The sequence below is a fragment of the Trichocoleus desertorum ATA4-8-CV12 genome (assembly GCA_019358975.1).
Taxonomy (GTDB): Bacteria; Cyanobacteriota; Cyanobacteriia; order FACHB-46; family FACHB-46; genus Trichocoleus; species Trichocoleus desertorum_A.
Genome location: JAHHIL010000005.1, coordinates 147,715 through 165,740, shown reverse-complemented (window position 1 = coordinate 165,740; position 18,026 = coordinate 147,715). Strand labels below are relative to the sequence as shown.

Here is an 18,026-nt window from a genome sequence, read left to right as displayed (position 1 = left end):
CAAGTAAATCTCTCTCTGGGCAGAGCTTAATCTAGATCTAGTAACCATGTTTATCCGTCAATATCAAATAGCCGATGCTGAGGCGATCGCGGCAATTTACCAAAACTCTGTGCTTGGCATTGGTGCCACGGCCTATAATCCTGAGCAAATAGCTGCCTGGTCTGCCTATCCGGACAACCTTGAGGAATTCAGGCGATCGCTCCAGCAAGGTCTGACCCTGGTGGCTGTAGCAGATGAGCAATTAGTCGCTTTCGGGCAATTAAATCCGCTCGATCATATCGCTTTTCTCTACACAGCCAGCCCAGCGGCGCGACAAGGATATGCCACGGAGATTTACCAACAATTAGAAACTTACGCAATACAGCAAGGGATAGAACATCTACACACCGAAGCCAGTCGCATCTCCAAGTTTTTCTTCTTGAAAATGGGATATCACATCACAGAAACCGAAGTTGTTACCCGTAAAGGCGTAGAGCTGGAGCGCTTCAAAATGGCCAAGCTCATGCGCCACTAATCACCCAAAACCGCGATCGCACAAAAAATGCCCCCGGTGGAGGCATGGATCTGAGAGGAGGAGCCAAACTAGGTTGCTAATTAGCGCTGAGTTTGAGCTTCTTGGGTTTTCACTTCCTCAGGTGAAACTGTTTGGGGTTCATGGCCTCTGAGGGGCACCTCAGGTGTAGAAATCTGCACAGTTTCCTCAGCGACTGGCGTCCAATCCGTGTGGAAGACTCCGGGCTTGTCAGTTCGCAAGTAGGTATGGGCACCAAAGTAATCGCGTTGGGCCTGAGTCAGGTTTTGCGGCAGGCGATCGCGACGGTAGCTGTCGAAGTAATCGAGCGAAGCACTAAAAGCAGGCACGGGAATGCCCAATCTGGCAGCTTGAATCACCACTTCACGCCAAGCGTCTTGTCGATCCAGAATGCTTTGCTTAAATTCTGGAGCTAGCAGCAAATTAGGTAAGCTAGGGTTCTCATCAAAGGCTTGCTTAATCTTATTCAAGAAGCGCGCCCGAATGATGCAACCGCCTTTCCAAATCCGAGCAATTTCGCCTAGATTCAAGCCGTAGTTGAAATCCCTGGAGGCAATGCTCAACAACTCCATGCCTTGAGCATAGGAGCAAATTTTGGAGCAGTATAAGGCATCGCGAACTTTGTTGATGAAGTCCTGGGTATCGCCTTCATACTTACCCGTAGGCCCTGTCAACACCTTAGAAGCAGCCACCCGGTCTTCCTTTTGCGAAGAGGTAATCCGGGCATTGACGGCAGCAATCATGGTAGGGATAGAAACACCTAGCTCCAAAGCACTAGCAACCGTCCAACGCCCTGTCCCCTTCTGGGCAGCGGCATCTAGAACCACATCCACCAGGGCTTTGCCTGTATCGGGGTCAATTTTTCTGAAGATGTCGGCTGTGATTTCGATTAAATAGGAATCGAGTTCCTCAGTGGTATTCCACTCGGCAAACACTTCATGTAGTTGCTTGTGATCCAAGCCTAAGGTGTTCTTCAGCAAGTCATAGGCTTCTGCAATCAACTGCATATCGCCGTACTCAATGCCGTTATGCACCATCTTGACGTAGTGCCCTGCGCCACCAGGGCCAATATAGGTGACACAAGGGCCATCATCTACTTGCGCCGCAATCTTGGTCCAAATGGGAGCGAGTTCATCATAGGCAGCTTTGGAGCTACCTGGCATCAAGCTGGGGCCATTCAGGGCTCCTTCTTCGCCACCGCTGACTCCCATGCCGACAAAATGTAACCCGGAAGGTTCTAATTCCTTGGTGCGCCGCTCCGTATCTTCATAGAAGGAGTTGCCACCATCAATAATGATGTCACCAGGCTCTAGCAGGGGTCTCAACTGATTAATCACAGCATCGACCGGAGCCCCCGCTTTCACCATAATTAAAATTTTTCGAGGCCGTTCCAGGGCAGCCACAAAGTCTTCAATCGAGTAGGCAGCTTTGACTTGCTTACCTTGCGCCCGTTTTGCCATGAAGACATCGGTTTTGTCTGGGGTTCGGTTGTAGACGGCAATCGGGAAACCATTACGTTCAACGTTCAGGGCTAGGTTCTCACCCATAACCGCTAAACCAATGAGACCAAAGCTCTGCTGGGTCATAACACTCTCTACCAACTCTGCATGTATAAGGGCCTGTCGATTCCCTTTCAGGGTAGCCCGATCCCTTTAGGTTGGATTGGAAGAAGAAGTTAAGAGCTGGCTCAAAAGTTAGAGAGAAAGAGGAATTCGGGTCGTCCGGAAGCAAGAAATTTAGGTTTTAACCCTGATCGAGAGCCCATTAAGCTTAGATAATCACTAAAAATTGTTACGTTCGTGCGATCGCCTTGCTGCTCGTATAGCTAGCTCCAAAGGGTCATTCAGCCTTCCCACCTACTTCAGAGGTATGTCAGAGACAATAGACATTAAGGCAGTAGATTGATTAGTAGTTGTCAGATTCGGTAGGGAGTGCACGATGCTTGCATACATCCTGGCATTGGCTGTCGCGCTTGGCAGCTTTGCCCTTTATATGGCCGCGTTCTTCTTTCCAGAAGTCCATCGCAAAAGCGATTTTATCTGGAGCGGCATTGCTTTGTTTTATGCCCTAGTGCTGTGGGTCTGTGCGGGACGGATTACCGGGGGTGTCCTACTGGGTCAGACGGCAAGCGTCGCCCTCCTCGGTTGGTTTGGTTGGCAAACTCTAAAAATGCGCTGGGATCTCACCCCCCCTGAGCAAAAAACTCAACTGCCTGCCCAGGCAACGCCAGCAGCTCTGCGTGGCACCACTCAGCAGGTTCGCGAAAAACTGATCGGCTTGTCTTCCTCAGACGGCGTGACGCAACTCAAAGATCAAGCAACCCGTCTCTTCAACAACGTGAAAGACCGGACGCAGGGAAGTTTGGGCTCTGGGCAATCAGCGGGCGCAACGGCCTCTTCTGGATCTGCGGTGCCGACAGAAGTCGTGCCGGAACCTACACCTCGTGGCAGTCAATCGGCTCAAACTTCTAGCAGTGCCAAGTCAACCGGAGCTTCTAACCCCCTAGCCTCAGTGTCAGGGTTGGTTAATACGGTAAAGGAGGCGATCGCCCAAGTGGGACAAATCGGCAAAAAGAAACCCAGCCGACCCATGATGGAGCTAAATCATCCGCCTAAATCTGGTTCTGGAGCGGATACTGATATTAGCGATGAGCTTGCCGACGAAATGGCTGATCCCACGGCCACAGCTGCAACGCCAACGCCAGCGAACCAAACAACTCCCCAAACAACTTCATTGAGTGATGATGAGCCGACTCTACTGCTAGAGTCACCAGGCCCAAGCATTACAGAAAGCTCAGCGACCCCTGAGATCACTAATCCTGCGACCACTAATCCTGAGATCACTAATGCAGAACTGCTAAGTGTTAGCGAGGAAGAACAACTGCTCAACAACGCCGCAGAAGTGGCTCCAGAAGCTCTAGATCAGATAGTGGTACCGACTGCTTTCGCCCCTTCTGGTGACGTAGCCGCAGCGATCCCAGAAGATGAAGCCACTCCAGAAGCAGTGGAACAGGCGACTACAGGCGATCAAGTGGTGGAAAACCCGCTCGGCGATCCCTTTGTGCCCGCCGAAGCGATCGCAGTAGATGCAGCTGAAATTGACTTAGCTCCACCTGCCGAACCCATTGGCCCCGGTGACCCCATTGAGCGCCAACAAGAAGCGGTAGACCTCAATGCCCCTCCGATTGAACCTGCAACATTTACGCTGGTTGAGCCTGAGGCGGTAGAGGAAGCGATCGCAGCGTCCGAAGAGGCATCGGAGGACACTCCGGAGTTAAAAGCGCCCAATCCATTCTTTGAGGACAAAAATCAGAACTCATCTGAAAATCCTGAAAACTAAACTTGAAGCATAGGGAGCTTGTCAAGGATAATGGTCGAAGCAAGACTTGACCTTTATCCTTCGTTGGCTTCCGACTGTGACAGAATCAGGAACTTATAAAAACACCGTCAATCTGCCCAAAACCAACTTTGACATGCGCGCCAATGCTGTCAAACGCGAACCAGAGCTGCAGCAGTTTTGGGCAGAACACCAGATTTATGAGCACCTGTCGCAGAACAATCCAGGTGAGCTGTTTATTCTGCATGATGGGCCTCCTTACGCCAATGGTTCGCTACACATTGGTCACGCCCTCAACAAGATTCTGAAGGATATTATCAATAAGTTTCAACTGCTTCAGGGGCGTAAAGTTCGCTACGTTCCCGGTTGGGATTGTCATGGTTTGCCGATTGAACTGAAAGTTCTGCAAAACATGAAACCGGAGGAACGGCAAAAGCTAACGCCCTTAGATCTGCGCCACAAAGCCAGAGATTTTGCGATCGCCACCGTAGATGACCAGCGGCAATCCTTCAAGCGCTACGGCATCTGGGGCGATTGGGATCATCCGTATTTGACCCTCACACCTGCTTATGAAGCGGCTCAGATTGGGGTGTTTGGGCAAATGGTGCTAAAAGGCCACATCTACCGGGGTCGCAAACCTGTTTATTGGAGTCCCAGTTCCAAAACAGCGCTAGCAGAAGCAGAACTGGAATATCCCGAAGGCCACACCTCCCGCAGCTTGTACGCCGCCTTCCCCATGACGGGATTGTCTGACACTGCTAAGGAAGCCTTTGGCCCCTACCTGCCAGACTTGAAAGTGGCAATCTGGACCACCACGCCTTGGACGATCCCCGCGAACATGGCCGTGAGTGTCAATCCACAGCTAAACTATGCGGTGGTAGAAGTGGGCGCAGATGCCCAAGTTGCTGACACAAAGTACTTAATTGTCGCTGCCGAATTAGTAGAGCGCCTTTCAGAAGTATTAGGCACAACGCTTACTGTCAAAGCCACCCTCAAAGGCCAAGCCCTAGAGCATTCCACCTATCGCCATCCCTTGTTCGATCGCGAAAGCCCAATTGTCGTCGGTGGCGATTACGTCACGACCGAATCTGGTACAGGCTTGGTTCACACCGCCCCCGGTCATGGTCAAGACGACTATCAAGTCGGTTTACGCTATGGCTTGCCCATCTTTGCACCCGTAGACGACAACGGCGACTTCACCGAAGAAGCAGGCCCATTTGCAGGCTTAAACGTCCTCGGCCCTGGCAACCAAGCCGTAATTGATGCGCTGCAAGCCGCAGGCTCACTCCTCAAAGAAGAACCTTACGTCCACAAGTACCCGTACGACTGGCGCACCAAAAAGCCAACCATCTTCCGGGCCACTGAACAGTGGTTTGCTTCGGTGTCTGGGTTCCGGGAAGCAGCTCTAGAAGCGATCGCCTCTGTTCAGTGGATTCCAGCCCAAGGCGAAAACCGCATCACCTCAATGGTGGCGGAGCGATCGGATTGGTGTATCTCCCGTCAACGCAATTGGGGTGTGCCGATCCCCGTGTTCTACGACGAAGCCAACAGAGAACCTTTGCTCACCGAAGAAACGATCGCCTACGTCCAAGCCATCTTTGCCGAGAAAGGCTCCGATGCTTGGTGGGAACTCCCGGTCGAGGAATTGCTGCCAGAAACCTACCGCAACAACGGTCGCAGCTACCGCAAAGGCACCGACACAATGGACGTGTGGTTCGACTCTGGCTCCTCCTGGGCCGCTGTAGCCAAGCAACGCGAGGAACTATGCTACCCCGCCAATATGTACCTGGAAGGCTCCGATCAACACCGGGGTTGGTTCCAATCCAGCTTGCTTACCAGTGTCGCCGCGAATGGTGTCGCCCCCTACAACACCGTCTTGACCCACGGCTTTGTTTTGGACGAGCAAGGTCGCAAGATGAGTAAGTGGATGGGCAACGTCGTAGACCCACTGACCGTGATCAACGGCGGCAAGAACCAAAAAGAAGAACCACCCTACGGCTCCGATGTGTTGCGGTTGTGGGTGTCGTCCGTGGATTACTCCTCCGACGTGCTGATCGGCAAAAGCATCCTGAAGCAAATGTCGGATGTGTATCGCAAGATCCGCAACACTGCCCGCTTCCTGATCGGCAACCTGCACGACTTCGATCCCGCCAAAGATTCAGTGGCCTACGAAGACTTACCAGAACTCGATCGCTACATGCTGCATCGCTCCTGCGAAGTCTTCAACGAAATCACCGAAGCCTTCAAGAGCTTCCAGTTCTTCCGCTTCTTCCAGACGGTGCAAAACTTCTGCGTCGTCGATTTGTCTAACTTCTACCTAGACATCGCCAAAGACCGCCTCTACATCAGCGCCCCCGATGCCCTCCGTCGTCGCAGTTGCCAAACTGTGCTGCGGATCATCCTAGAGAACTTGGCCAGAGCGATCGCCCCCGTCCTCTCCCACATGGCCGAAGACATCTGGCAATTCCTGCCCTATGCCACCCCGTACAAATCGGTATTTGAAGCAGGTTGGGTACATCTCGAAGGTCGCTGGGAAGTAGAAGCCCTAGCAAAATCCTGGCCTGCCCTGCGGCAAATCCGGGCTGAAGTCAACCGAGTGCTAGAGAAAGCTCGTGCCGAAAAAATGGTCGGTTCCTCCCTAGAAGCCAAGCTACTGCTCTACGTGCCCGACTTAGAGCTGCGCCAACAGCTACAAACCATGAACCCAGCCACCAGCCTCAACGGCAACGGCGTAGACGAACTGCGTTACCTGTTCATTGTCTCCCAGGTAGAACTGCTCGACTCCCCCTCCGCCCTCGAAGGCTTGCAGTACAGCTCCCAGTCCGACGCGCTAGGTATTGGTGTGGTGAAAGCCGATGGCGAAAAATGCGATCGCTGCTGGAACTACTCCACCCACGTCGGCGAGTCAGAAGCTCATGCATTGCTGTGTGAGCGGTGTGAACCTGCTTTAGAAGGCCAGTTTTAGATTGACCTAACCCCCTAGCCCCCTTCCCTAGTAGGGAAGGGGGAACTGAGCCGTAAATAAAAATTGAGCTACTTCTTGCTCCCCTCGCCTCGTAGGAGAGGGGCTGGGGGAGAGGTTCTTTGTGAGCGATCGCCCATAGTTCTATCTCCCAGAAGATAACGTCTGATGGGCCTACAAGCCATAGTGGTGAAGTAAAGCCTCAAGATCCTGAACTAGAAATGACTGATATTGGATTCACCCATGTGGCGCTGCCCGTCACCGACCTTGACGCCACGATCGCCTTCTATGCGAAATACGCCAACATGGAAGCCGTACATCGACGCACCGACCCCAAAACTGGGGAAAAAGTCGCTTGGCTCACCGACCACACGCGACCCTTCGTCATTGTGTTGCTGCAAGAACCCAACGTCGAGCACAAACTTTTACCCCCCGCTCACCTGGGAGTTGCTTGCGAAAGCCGAGAAGAAGTCGATCGACTGTGTGAGTTAGCGCGACAAGACGGATGCCTCAACAATGGCCCCGCCGATGCTGGTGCGCCCATTGGTTATTGGGCATTTGTGGAGAGCCCAGACGGCCACATTTTAGAACTCACCTACGGGCAAGAAGTAGCCCTCAAGGTGCAAGAAACCGCTAAAGAAAAGCAACCCGCCGAAAGTTCGGTTTAGCTGATCCCCCCTAGCCCCCCTTAATAAGGGGGGAAATTTGGATTAAAACTTATTCCATATCTGCGAGAGCGAATTTGTTGGGTTTCTGGTCGATGCGAGCGGCAACGGTGAGTTTTTGCAGAAATTCTTGAGCTAGTCCTGCAAAAGCTTTAGCACCCGATGAGCCAGGATTGCTGAGTACCACAGGTGTGAATGAGTCAACAGCCTTGGAGACATTCACATCCACAGGAATCCGAGTTTTGAAGATTTTGGCTTCACTATAGTCTTCGTTCACCCGCTTCATGACTTGGCTGTAATAGCGACCCGTGAGCAAGTTGCCAGAGAGCATAAAAGTAATGCCCAGCAGTTGAATCTTGACTGGTGCACCTTCTTTATGAGTCTCTCGTAGTTTGGCAATGCGGCGTTCGAGCAGTTGAATCCCGATCAGAGAGAGTGGTTCGGGTTTGGCAGGCAAGACGTAGAAATCACTGGCTAAGAGAGCGCTTCGAGTCAAAAGATTGTAACCAGGAGCGCAGTCGAGAATGATGAAATCGTAATCTTTAAGAACAGGTTGCAGAATACTTGAAATTAGTCCTTTTTCAAAGTTATTCCAAACTTGTTCAAAGTTTTTGGTACTGTCTTTTGTAGCTTTTTCAAACAGCATTTCGGAGACTAAAAATTCATCGTATAAATCGATATCTCCGGGCAATAGATCCAACCCTTTGACATTACACATGTAGGCTTGGATAGCTTCGGGGATAAGATTAGGCAATTGTTTGTCGCTATAAATAGCGCGATGCACTAAATGCCTCAGGGTGCGCTTGTTGTTACGGAGTTTGGCGAAGTCACCAGGGGCCATGAGACTGAGGGTGGCGCTGATTTGGGTGTCGAGATCGACAATTAAAACTCGCTTGCCATGATTTTTGGCCAGGGCAGTGGCTAAGTTGATGGTGAGGGTCGTTTTGCCAACGCCACCTTTCATGTTTGCAGTTGCGATGATAAATCCCATTCGTTGCGTCCTCTCAAGGGTGATGCATGACCCAGCCAGGGTGGGCTAGGGGGTTAGGCACCTACGACATAACATGCAGTCCAGATCATAAGCGTAGTGGCACCAAACTTTAAACTTTATTCAGGGGGAATCTTTGGGGTGGCGATCGCCACTCTGGCCCCTAAGAATAACTCGATAGCTGGCGCTTTTACCTGATTCTGAAGTCGCTAGAAACTGCATCTTAGCGTAATGGGGATCGGGTGGGTATCCGCACTCTCGCTAGTTCTCTCATTTCTGAAAATACTGTAAACTTTCCTTAAGAGAGCAAGGAGCGATCGCTGTGGCGACTGGTGGATTTGGTAAGGCAGAAACCCCAAAAAAGTCTGTTTCTAAGAAGGCAGTCAAGCGGACTGAAGCTTCGAAGCAGTACGACAAGATGAAAACTGATGGGGTGCCTGAGTTCAATATCTATATGCGAATTCAGGGTAAGAAGCAGTGGTATCCGGTCGGCTCGATCGCGGTGAAGCGAAGCAGCCAAATCAATATGGCGATCTACGACAGCGAGAAAGATTTACGCGAAGGTGCCTTCCGCCTATTCCCCATCCTCCGCAAAAACCAAGCCAATTTAGAATACGGCTATCGCTTGAAGGAATTTAGCGACGAACCCATCCAAGTTGCCGTGAAGCCTGAGCAAGCAGTTGCCAATGCGTTCCAATCTGCGATCGCCAACGTCACCAACCGCGTCACCTCTCTCTTCAAGCGCAGCTAGTTCCAAATGCTAAGCTTTTGATCAAGATTTTATGCAAGAACTGAATAGTTAGATATTCAAGACTTTGCAGTAGCGTAAGCAGGAGGCGTGTTTTACCTCCTGCTTATTTTTGTCTAATTTCTTTAACTTTTGTTAGAAGTTACTCTAAATTAAGCTTTAAGGTGTGCCTATTTCAAAACTGATAGCTAAACTCATACAAGCCACTCAAATTTGCTGGTTGCATGAATTCCTCATCCAGTCTGAATTCACTAAACTTTTTGCATTCAATTACTCCTTACAGTAGTGAATCGGACGTAGAACACAAAGTTATCATCCCGCTTCTACAAACTCTTGGCTATAGTGGTTCTGATTGGCGAACCCAAGCTCCAATTGGCAAAAGCAAGCTAGATTTTCTAGTGCAACCTCAGAATCTACCAGTAATCTCTTCACCTTATTTAGTAATTGAAGTCAAAGCCCCAAGCAAGGACATTACAAAGAGTGTCTGGCAAATAAATAACTACTTACGAGAATCAAAAGCCATATTTGGTTTATTAACCAATGGTTGTTTCTTTAGAATATTCTACAACTACGAAGGAGAAATTGTAGTAGTTGCAAACTATGAAAAAAACACTCTACCCCAAGAATTCAAATTCTTTCACAAGATACTTTGCAAAACGACTTGCTTAAACCTTAATCGTGTCATTCACAAAAGTCAGGAAAAAATCTATTTTCAGCTTGCTAATCGCATTGCAGAGGAACTAGATAATCAAGACATGCTTAGAATCTTTAAGAAAAAACAAAAACTTGAGCCTCAAGTTGATAAAGAAGAAGCCAATTCAGCACCCAAAGGACATAAATGTATGATTATTACGGTTTTTAACAATAAGGGTGGAGTTGGTAAAACTACTACAACTATTAATCTTGCAGCGGCTCTCAGCAAACTTGGAAAAAAAGTTCTTTTAATTGATATTGATGCTCAAGCCAATCTAACGATGGGGTTGGGAATTGATCCCTTATCAGATGTTGAACAGCAGGGCAAAAAGGATATTACTCACTTATTAACTGAGGCAAGAACCCTTCTTCCAGATACTATTATTCGCAAGCAGTGGAAGGATATTGAGTTAAATTTAGTCCCGTCGCATATCCGATTAAGTTATATGGAGCCCACTTTAATTCAAACCGTAGATATCGATAGAGTACTGACTAGAAAACTGAAGAACTATAAGCAAGAGTACGATTTTATTTTTATTGATCCACCACCATCCTTCGGTAAAGTCAATACCATTTCATTGATGGCAGCATCTGGTATTTTGATTCCTACTCAACTATCCCCCTATCCTGTCAGAGCATTAGAGTATGTAATTAGCAGAGCCCAAGAGGTAGAGCAGTCTAGAGACGAACCTCTACCCATTCTAGGCATTGCCGTGAGTATGTATGACCGAAGAGCAGCTTCTTTAAAGCAGGAAATGGCTAACAAGATCAAAAATCTACTTGCAAGTATTCCGGGAGGTGAGAGTATTAGTTTGTTTCCTGAAGAAACATGGATTCCCCAGCTCAAAATTGTTTCTTCAACTCCAGATAAGGGATATCCACTTTGCCATGCAGAGTTTGATGATTCCTTAGCACGCTCAGATAAAGAATCTGCACAAAGTGCTTTTGATTGTTATATGAATTTGGCTCAACATCTCGTTCAGATTACTCAGGAAAAGGAATAACCATGAACTCATCTGAACGCCAAAAGAATATCAAAAAATTTCTTAAGCCTCAGCCAATCAATCATGGTCAATTAGACACATTTCTGATTGCGGTCCCGATAACAAATTCTCATGTTTCTTCTGAGAGATTAGAGCTGTTAAAGGAAAACCTCAAGACTCAGGGTAGTAATTTATTGAATTTGGTTGTACGTCGTAGCGATGCCTACGAAGATGAAGAGTATGAAGTTGTTTATGGTGCAGATTGGTTAATTGCTGCCAAAGAACTTGAACTTGAAAAAGTTTGGGTCTGGGTTTTTGATATGGACGATGAACAAGCTGCTGCCACTAAGGAAGAAATGGAGCAGTTAGTAGGTAATTTAGAGACTAGATCAGAAAAGAAAGTCGAAGGTAAAACAGACCAATCTATTACTGAAATTCTCAATGAAAAACTTCAGCCTATTGTTTCAAGTATTAATAAACTAGCGTCTGCTCCTAGCGGTAATACAAGCAGCATTATAGTTGATAGGCTAGAACAAATAGATAGTAGAATTAATCGTTTATATTCTGCAATTGAGGGGCTAAGCCAGAAAATCGAAGAGCTTGCCCCACCCAAAATAAACTTACTTGAATCTACACAAGAAGAGATTGATGATGCTCTATTAGGAATTGGAGTCAGTGATAAACAAAGAAGGGCAGCTTTAAAGGCAATTGAGTACTGGAAAGCTTCGGACAGAATCCTCACTTGGAGTAATCTAAAACTTTCAACCAAAACCGATACAAAAGAAAAAATCAAAGACTTTGGTAGCAGTACTTACAACAAATTAAGACAAATAGGAAAAATATTCTAGATCGCCATCAGTCATGTTTAATCATGCGTTACGGCTGCGCCTAACACACGCTACGGGTTTGTTTGGGTTAATTGGGCGATCGCTCTAACTCCCCACTTTTTTCATCCTTCAAACTTAGCTAGAAGGTTGCACTTGGCGTACTTGTTCCGCGTAGTCCTTCGATCGCACTTGGCGGAATAAATTAAACGCAACTTGGCGCAGACTCTCTGGTAAGTAGGAGAGCACCAGACCTGCCTTAGCGCGGTTAGAGGTGCCGAGTACTTGATTCGCTTCTTGCAAAAGTTGGCGACCTTCCGCCGTATCACCCTTCTCAATTAACCTCAAAGCGAGATCTTGCTTCAAGCCTGCTGCTTTTCTGGTCCGCTGCCGTTCCAAATCACTCTCATCAAAGCGATAGCTGTTGAGGCAGAACAGTTTTGCTCGCAAGAAATGGATACTCTGGCGCAAGCTGTTTTGGCCGCCGTGCATGCGGTATTCCATCAAATACTCTGGCAGAAAGTAGCCCTGCTTCCCCGCGATCGCCAACCGCACCAACAAATCAAAATCCTCACAGCCATCCGCCTCAAAGCGCATGAAATCCACTTCATCCAAGCAAGCTTTGCGAAACAGCGTCGAACCCACCTGCAAGCTCTGGCGCAAAAAGGTTTCATGAACCAAGTTAGGGATCACACCTGCTGGCAACTTGTCTTTGCCCCACTTGGCCGCATTGGCCTGGGTTGCTGCCGCCTCACGCTCTCCGGCTGGATTAATAATCCAATGATTGGTGCAGACAAAATCCACATCCGGGTTCACATCTAAAACCGCCACAGTTTTTTCTAAGAATTCCGGCGTTAGTGCATCATCATCGTCAAACTTGATAAAGTACGTGCCAGCCGCCGCCTCAAACCCAGAGCGCATATTCTTACTGCGCTTAATATTGACCGGATGACGAATGTAACGAATCCGCGCATCGTCCCACTGACTCACCACCTCAGGAGTGGCATCGGTAGAGCCGTCGTCACAAATCAATAGTTCAAAATCTGTGTAAGTTTGATGAAGAACGCTATTGACTGCATAGGGGAGCAGATGGGCTCGGTTATAAGTAGGAATGCAAACACTAACTTTAGGCATTGGTTGATTACTAGAAAATGCTGTAACTGGGAATCGCCCCTCAAAACGTCTTAAATTTGCATCCCTAAATTGTCAAAACTTGGGTGAAGATTCAGTCCAAAAACTGCTACTTCGATATTGATGGTATCGCTCCGATTAAAATCTGGATCGAGCCTGCTATATGAATTTTATAAAGATCAGGGAATCTGTATAAAGATTCTAGAGAAAATCAAGCGATGGATAGCCCTCAGCCAGACACCTACTTGCCTCAGGTTTCCGTTGTCATTCCAATCTACAACGGCGAAACCGATTTACCCGAACTCTTGGCTTGCCTCCAGGCTCAAACCTACCCCAAAGAGCGAGTGGAATATCTCTTGGTCGATAATGCCAGCCAAGACCGCACTGCCAACATTTTGCAGCAAGCCGCTGAGTCCGCCCAGCGAGAAGGGTGGAACCTGCACCATCTCACCGAGGCCAAGATTCAAAGCGCCTATGCCGCTCGCAATACGGCCATTCGAGCGTCGTCCGGAGAAATTTTTGTCTTTACAGATGCCGACTGCCGCCCCCAAACCGATTGGTTAGAGCTGTTGATGCCACCCTTTACCAAAGCAGCCATTGGCCTAGTCGTGGGTGAGATTGTGGCCTTTCCTGGCACCACCCTGCTAGAGCGCTATGCCGATAGTCGCAATCTGCTGAGCCAAAAAGACACCCTTGCTCACCCCTTCTGTCCCTACGGCCAAACCGCTAACTTAGCGATTAGACGCCAAGCCCTAGAGCAAGTAGGATTATTTCGGCCCTACATGACCACTGGGGGTGATGCCGATATTTGCTGGCGCATCCAAAAACAAACGGATTGGCAGCTATATTTTGCCGAGCAGGCGATCGTGCAGCATCGGCATCGCGCTACTCTCAAAGACCTGAGAAGCCAATGGCAGCGCTATGGCCGCTCCAATCGCTACTTACACGAACTCTATGGCGTTGGCTTAACGCGGAAACACACCTGGCGCGAGTCGGTCTATCTGCTCAGCCGTTGGTTCCTCAAAGAACTGCCGCTCAAGACTGGCAAAACGCTCCTTGGCAAAGCTCCGGCGATCGATCTGATCAGTACTCCCATCGGGGTTTATTGCGCCAGAGCTAGAACAGCGGGCCAACAAGCAGCTCAGTTGTCTGAGCAAGCCACTGAAATTGACTGGTTATAGTTTTTCACCCGACTCCTATGAAAATTCTCGTGCTCTCCTGTAATACGTTCCCCTATCCCCCCAGTCGAGGAGCAGCGGAGGGCAGGACTTTTAATTTATTGAAATACCTGCATCAGCGCCATGAGGTAACGCTAGTAACTCAGCAGCAGCGCTGGACCACAGATGAGGATGTAGAAGCGCTGCGGCAATGGGTCAGCCATCTGATGGTTTTTCCAGGGGAGCAGTCCGCAGCCAAACCTGGAGTATTCCGTAAAGTGGGCCGCTTTGTCGAGTCTGTCGCCAAAACCACACCTCCGAACGTCCTGAATCGCTATTCTCCAGAAGTACAAGCTTGGGTGGATACCTTTGTTGGCGCTGGCAAATGTGACGCGATCGCCTGTGAGCACAGTGTCAATGAAGTCTACATCCGCCCAGAGTTCCGTCAATCAGTCCACACCATTGTTGATGTGCATAGCTCGGTCTATGGCTGGGTGCTGAACCATCTAGAGCATGGTGCTTCGGAAAATCCGTGGCGCGATCGCCTCTACTTACCTTTACTCTATCGCTACGAGAAACGTTACTGTGCCAAGTTCTCCAGTCTCGTCGCCACCACCGAAGACGATCGCCAAAAGCTAGCCGCCATTTCCCCAGGTTCGCCCATTACCGTCGTTTCTAACGGGGTGGACTTGGAGATGTTTCCCTATCGTCCCAGTGACCCAGGCGAACAACGCTTGGTGTTTGTGGGGGCGATGGACTCTTCCCACAACATTGATGCCGCCCGCTTCTTTGCTCTAGAGGTTTTTCCCCAGGTCAGACAGCGTTATCCAGAAGCCACCTTGAGCTTGGTGGGGGCACGTCCTGTTCCCGAAGTTTTAGCGCTCAAAGATGAGCCTGGTGTAATCGTCACAGGCAAAGTCCCCTCTATGGTGGAATACATGCACCAAGCAACGGTCTGTGTCGTGCCCCTACGGGTCGGCTTGGGGATTAAAACCAAAACTCTGGAATCAATGGCGGCGGGTGCCCCGATTGTGGCGAGCGATCGCGGCTTAGAAGGCTTGACCGTCGATGAACCTAATGTGCCCCTGCGAGCGTTGCGGGCTAATTCCGTAGCCGAATACGTCAGTGCCATTAGCCAGTTGTTTGAGAATCCTGCCTTACGGGTCGAATTATCTCAAAACGCGCGATCGATGATAGAAGCCGACTACACTTGGGAGCGGGCGGGTCAACTTTACGAACAAGCCTTACTGCGCGCTTAAAATTCTATAGATTTTGGCAAAAGCTCTTAAGATTCTGCTGAACGATCGAGAATTAGCTGTACAGTAAGTTCCAACTTGGCTGAGTCGGGGCAGTACGATCGCTTTATAAGAGACCTAACCCCCAGCCCCTTCCCTCCCAGGGAAGGGGAGCTTGAGGCTCCAACTCACTTCCAAGAAATTATGGATTAACCGGAAGAGGTTACTACATCTTGTATGGATCAGTACGCAGTCGGCTAAGCTGCAAACCCTGCGATCGCCAAAGATCTTTGATTGCTCACTGAAAGCTGGAATGGGAACTAAACCAGATAAGACTGCGCTCGAAACCCAGAAGAAATTCTTTCTACCCCGCAAGGTAGCGACCCCAAAACCAATCGCTAGTACTGACCTACCTAACGTTCCGCACCCTGCTCAACCACCTGCTAAGGCTCAGTCTCATGGTTGGCTCTCGGTGTTGGGGGCATTCCTGCTTTTGTGTGGTGCTGCGGGGCTAACCGTGGGGGGAGCCTGGGTGGCCATTCTATTGATCGTTGATCCAGATGCGATCGTCGGTTTAAATCAGTATCTACCCACTTGGACTCGCATTCCAGTTGCTAGCCAAGAGTCCTTCCAAACTCTTGCCGAAATCCGTACCAGTATTCGCCAATCTGGTCGCATTGCCGCCGAGCCTGTCTCCCTTGGCAAGGAAGTTAAGGGGACAAACCAGACTCCAAGCGCTACCGACCTTTTAATCCCTGTTTTAGCGCAGCGACCCCTCTGCCAAGCCACAAACACCTTAGGCTCCACCCAAAACAACTGTGAGCACATTGTAGAACTCAGAGTCTATCGACCCATGGCAGATGCCTGGCGGTACGCTAAGCAAGAGCAGTCCTATTGGTTAGCCAGTCAGATCGCCGTCGCAGGGCCAGAAGAATCCTTCGCGATCGCCCCGCTAGTGGATGCCAACTCCGAAAATCAAGGATCAGCGCGATCGCTCCCTCTGACAAAAATTCAGCGTTTTGAGGGCAAAGTTCCCACCTCAGGTGTTTGGCTGTTGTTGAGCGGGGAGATGGTGCGGGGAGACGATACCATTGCCTATGGCCGTGTGGCTCACTACAATCCCGCTCGAGACTATTTAGGTTGGATGCTGGAATGGACGAGTTCGACAGGACAAGTGCCTACTTGGAAAGCAATTACTAGCGGAGCCACTCCAGAGTTAGTAGTAGACCAAACCGTCGGCTTAGAACCCCAATTTCAGGTTTACCAAGTACAGCCACGACAATTTTTGCCTGACCCGATTCAATTAGAAGCTATTTCGCTCAGTGAACCAGCCTTTAATACTGAGACCTACAGCAAAATTATGACCCTAGCCCGGAGTGGCTTATGGTCTCCAGCTTTAGCCTGGTTTAAATCACTTCGACAAGCTAGTGAAGCTGATCCGGCGCTGTGGTCCAGTGCTGCTCAAGCTGAGATGGATTTTGTGCGGCTGCATGCGGAAGCGACCCAAGCCCAGGCAGAGAAGTCTTGGGCTAGCCCTAGCCAACAAGTACTCACAAATTTAATCGATGGTCGGTGGGCCAGAGCCTTATCCGTGTTTCAAGCGTCAGTGGATAACAGCCAGGAGGTCGCCTCTCTTTTAAAGGGAGATGCCGATCGCCTGTGGAATCGAGTCGAAGCAGCGCTTAAAGTTGATCCAGCTCAAACAGACGCTAAAGCTTGGGGCGCTTTAATTGTGGGGGCGAAAAAAGACAAAGCAGCGGCGATCGCTTGGTTAAAGAAACAACCCCAAACCAACCCAGCCGCGATCGCTCGCATCAGCAAACTCCTCGATCGCCTCGACCCCAACTTCTCAGATACCATTCCTCCTAGCACCCACCCCAGCCAAGTCGTCGGGACAGCGGAGCCGCGCAAGCAAATCAATCCAGCGGATTGGTGGCAACTGAAAAACTCAAGTTTGAAGCTGGAGCCTGGACAAATCTGGTACGAAGTGCAAGTGACTGGTTTTTACGATGGCAAGAGCTGGCGACGTTCTGACTTTTCTGACCTCAAATTCTCTAAAACAGACGGCGCAGAGCCATTGTGGAATTTGCTCGGCCTCACCACCGATCCACAAATACAAATCTTGGTCTGGACTGATACAGCTCAACAAGACACCATTTTCGCCACAGCCAAAGCTGTTCAACTTCAAGGCGGCACATTACGTATTCTGGCAGCTGGCGATCCGCTGCCTACCCCCGCTTCTGGGCAACCCCTACCCAAGCCTTTGGCCCTCACGAGTACAGCCTTGCAGTGGGCAACCCCCGCAGTTACAACTTTGGCAGACCTCAATCAACAGCAACCCAAGCTAGCCATTCCTATCTTGCAAGCGTTAGGAGCTGAGTTAGAGCAAAGCAATCAGTTACCAACCGGGGTTACGGCTACACCTACGAGCTTGCTCCAGCAAAGCGAAATTGGTAGCTGGCAAGTTCAACAAATTGATCTGACTGGCAATCAACAGCCTGAAGCGGTGTTTACCCTCGACCCAGCAACCCTCGCCAGCCTGCAACTTGACCAGCCAACCTCCCAGAAACCTAGCTCTGCGCGATCGCGAACCCTAATTATCTCGGATACGGGCACTGTGCTCTACAACGAGTTTGATGGGACTGCCCAACAGTCGTTGCTAGCGATCGCAGACTTAGGCGATGGCGGCATCCCTGCCCTTGTCATCGATGGCTCTACAGGCTACCGTCTCCAACGTTGGTCTACCAAGAAACAGCAATTTGAGTAGGGAGA

General features: G+C 49.6%; 13 protein-coding genes. 10 read left to right on the top strand and 3 right to left on the bottom strand.

Annotated features, from left to right (window positions below; all coding sequences use genetic code 11):
- The first annotated feature begins 46 nt into the window (after positions 1 to 46).
- The gene (locus tag KME12_07525) at positions 47 to 514 is read left to right on the top strand and encodes a GNAT family N-acetyltransferase (GenBank protein MBW4487624.1); all 468 of its coding nucleotides are present in this window, start codon (positions 47 to 49) and stop codon (positions 512 to 514) included.
- A gap of 80 nt (positions 515 to 594) precedes the next feature.
- Here KME12_07525 and gndA read toward each other — a convergent pair whose 3' ends face one another.
- The gene (gndA, locus tag KME12_07520) at positions 595 to 2,118 is read right to left on the bottom strand and encodes an NADP-dependent phosphogluconate dehydrogenase (GenBank protein MBW4487623.1); all 1,524 of its coding nucleotides are present in this window, start codon (positions 2,116 to 2,118) and stop codon (positions 595 to 597) included.
- Positions 2,119 to 2,470: 352 nt separating this feature from the next.
- Here gndA and KME12_07515 point away from each other — a divergent pair, with 352 nt between their 5' ends.
- The 3 genes from KME12_07515 (at position 2,471) to KME12_07505 (ending at position 7,498) form a co-directional block, all read left to right on the top strand.
- The gene (locus KME12_07515) at positions 2,471 to 3,871 is read left to right on the top strand and encodes a hypothetical protein (GenBank protein ID MBW4487622.1); all 1,401 of its coding nucleotides are present in this window, start codon (positions 2,471 to 2,473) and stop codon (positions 3,869 to 3,871) included.
- Positions 3,872 to 4,004: 133 nt separating this feature from the next.
- Complete coding sequence (gene ileS, locus KME12_07510) at positions 4,005 to 6,833, top strand: isoleucine--tRNA ligase (protein ID MBW4487621.1); 2,829 nt, start codon at positions 4,005 to 4,007, stop codon at positions 6,831 to 6,833.
- A 218-nt stretch (positions 6,834 to 7,051) separates the two neighbouring features.
- The gene (locus tag KME12_07505) at positions 7,052 to 7,498 is read left to right on the top strand and encodes a VOC family protein (protein MBW4487620.1); all 447 of its coding nucleotides are present in this window, start codon (positions 7,052 to 7,054) and stop codon (positions 7,496 to 7,498) included.
- Positions 7,499 to 7,547: 49 nt separating this feature from the next.
- On the opposite strand, the gene KME12_07500 is transcribed toward KME12_07505, so the two are convergent.
- Positions 7,548 to 8,486 (bottom strand): ParA family protein, encoded by a 939-nt coding sequence (locus tag KME12_07500; GenBank protein ID MBW4487619.1) that lies wholly within the window; start codon positions 8,484 to 8,486, stop codon positions 7,548 to 7,550.
- Positions 8,487 to 8,805: 319 nt separating this feature from the next.
- On the opposite strand from KME12_07500, the gene KME12_07495 reads away from it, so the two are divergent.
- From KME12_07495 to KME12_07485, 3 genes are all read left to right on the top strand, one after another.
- Entirely contained in the window at positions 8,806 to 9,234 is a 429-nt protein-coding gene (locus tag KME12_07495; protein ID MBW4487618.1) for a hypothetical protein, read from the top strand.
- A gap of 221 nt (positions 9,235 to 9,455) precedes the next feature.
- Positions 9,456 to 10,928 carry a formate--tetrahydrofolate ligase gene (locus KME12_07490; protein ID MBW4487617.1) on the top strand — a complete coding sequence of 491 codons (1,473 nt, stop codon included), beginning with the start codon at positions 9,456 to 9,458 and terminating at the stop codon, positions 10,926 to 10,928.
- A gap of 2 nt (positions 10,929 to 10,930) precedes the next feature.
- Positions 10,931 to 11,755, top strand: a complete 825-nt coding sequence (locus tag KME12_07485) for a ParB N-terminal domain-containing protein (GenBank protein ID MBW4487616.1) — start codon at positions 10,931 to 10,933, stop codon at positions 11,753 to 11,755.
- A 114-nt stretch (positions 11,756 to 11,869) separates the two neighbouring features.
- Here the strand turns inward: KME12_07485 and KME12_07480 are convergent, their stop codons facing one another.
- Positions 11,870 to 12,865 carry a glycosyltransferase family 2 protein gene (locus KME12_07480; GenBank protein ID MBW4487615.1) on the bottom strand — a complete coding sequence of 332 codons (996 nt, stop codon included), beginning with the start codon at positions 12,863 to 12,865 and terminating at the stop codon, positions 11,870 to 11,872.
- Between the two features lie 215 nt (positions 12,866 to 13,080).
- Here KME12_07480 and KME12_07475 point away from each other — a divergent pair, with 215 nt between their 5' ends.
- From KME12_07475 to KME12_07465, 3 genes are all read left to right on the top strand, one after another.
- Complete coding sequence (locus KME12_07475; GenBank protein ID MBW4487614.1) at positions 13,081 to 14,043, top strand: glycosyltransferase; 963 nt, start codon at positions 13,081 to 13,083, stop codon at positions 14,041 to 14,043.
- A 17-nt stretch (positions 14,044 to 14,060) separates the two neighbouring features.
- Positions 14,061 to 15,278: a glycosyltransferase family 4 protein gene (locus tag KME12_07470; protein MBW4487613.1), complete on the top strand. Its 1,218-nt coding sequence runs from the start codon at positions 14,061 to 14,063 to the stop codon at positions 15,276 to 15,278.
- A 289-nt stretch (positions 15,279 to 15,567) separates the two neighbouring features.
- Positions 15,568 to 18,021 carry a hypothetical protein gene (locus tag KME12_07465; GenBank protein MBW4487612.1) on the top strand — a complete coding sequence of 818 codons (2,454 nt, stop codon included), beginning with the start codon at positions 15,568 to 15,570 and terminating at the stop codon, positions 18,019 to 18,021.
- The last annotated feature ends 5 nt before the right edge of the window (positions 18,022 to 18,026 follow it).

What these genes read in the sequence shown, in the direction of transcription:
- ileS (MBW4487621.1), top strand. Translation starts at nt 4,005, where the DNA reads ATGCGCGCCAATGCTGTCAAACGCGAACCAGAGCTGCAGCAGTTTTGG.
- KME12_07490 (MBW4487617.1), top strand. Translation starts at nt 9,456, where the DNA reads ATGAATTCCTCATCCAGTCTGAATTCACTAAACTTTTTGCATTCAATT.
- KME12_07480 (MBW4487615.1), bottom strand. Translation starts at nt 12,865, where the DNA reads ATGCCTAAAGTTAGTGTTTGCATTCCTACTTATAACCGAGCCCATCTG.
- KME12_07475 (MBW4487614.1), top strand. Translation starts at nt 13,081, where the DNA reads ATGGATAGCCCTCAGCCAGACACCTACTTGCCTCAGGTTTCCGTTGTC.
- KME12_07515 (MBW4487622.1), top strand. Translation starts at nt 2,471, where the DNA reads ATGCTTGCATACATCCTGGCATTGGCTGTCGCGCTTGGCAGCTTTGCC.
- KME12_07525 (MBW4487624.1), top strand. Translation starts at nt 47, where the DNA reads ATGTTTATCCGTCAATATCAAATAGCCGATGCTGAGGCGATCGCGGCA.
- gndA (MBW4487623.1), bottom strand. Translation starts at nt 2,118, where the DNA reads ATGACCCAGCAGAGCTTTGGTCTCATTGGTTTAGCGGTTATGGGTGAG.
- KME12_07505 (MBW4487620.1), top strand. Translation starts at nt 7,052, where the DNA reads ATGACTGATATTGGATTCACCCATGTGGCGCTGCCCGTCACCGACCTT.
- KME12_07485 (MBW4487616.1), top strand. Translation starts at nt 10,931, where the DNA reads ATGAACTCATCTGAACGCCAAAAGAATATCAAAAAATTTCTTAAGCCT.
- KME12_07465 (MBW4487612.1), top strand. Translation starts at nt 15,568, where the DNA reads ATGGGAACTAAACCAGATAAGACTGCGCTCGAAACCCAGAAGAAATTC.
- KME12_07500 (MBW4487619.1), bottom strand. Translation starts at nt 8,486, where the DNA reads ATGGGATTTATCATCGCAACTGCAAACATGAAAGGTGGCGTTGGCAAA.
- KME12_07470 (MBW4487613.1), top strand. Translation starts at nt 14,061, where the DNA reads ATGAAAATTCTCGTGCTCTCCTGTAATACGTTCCCCTATCCCCCCAGT.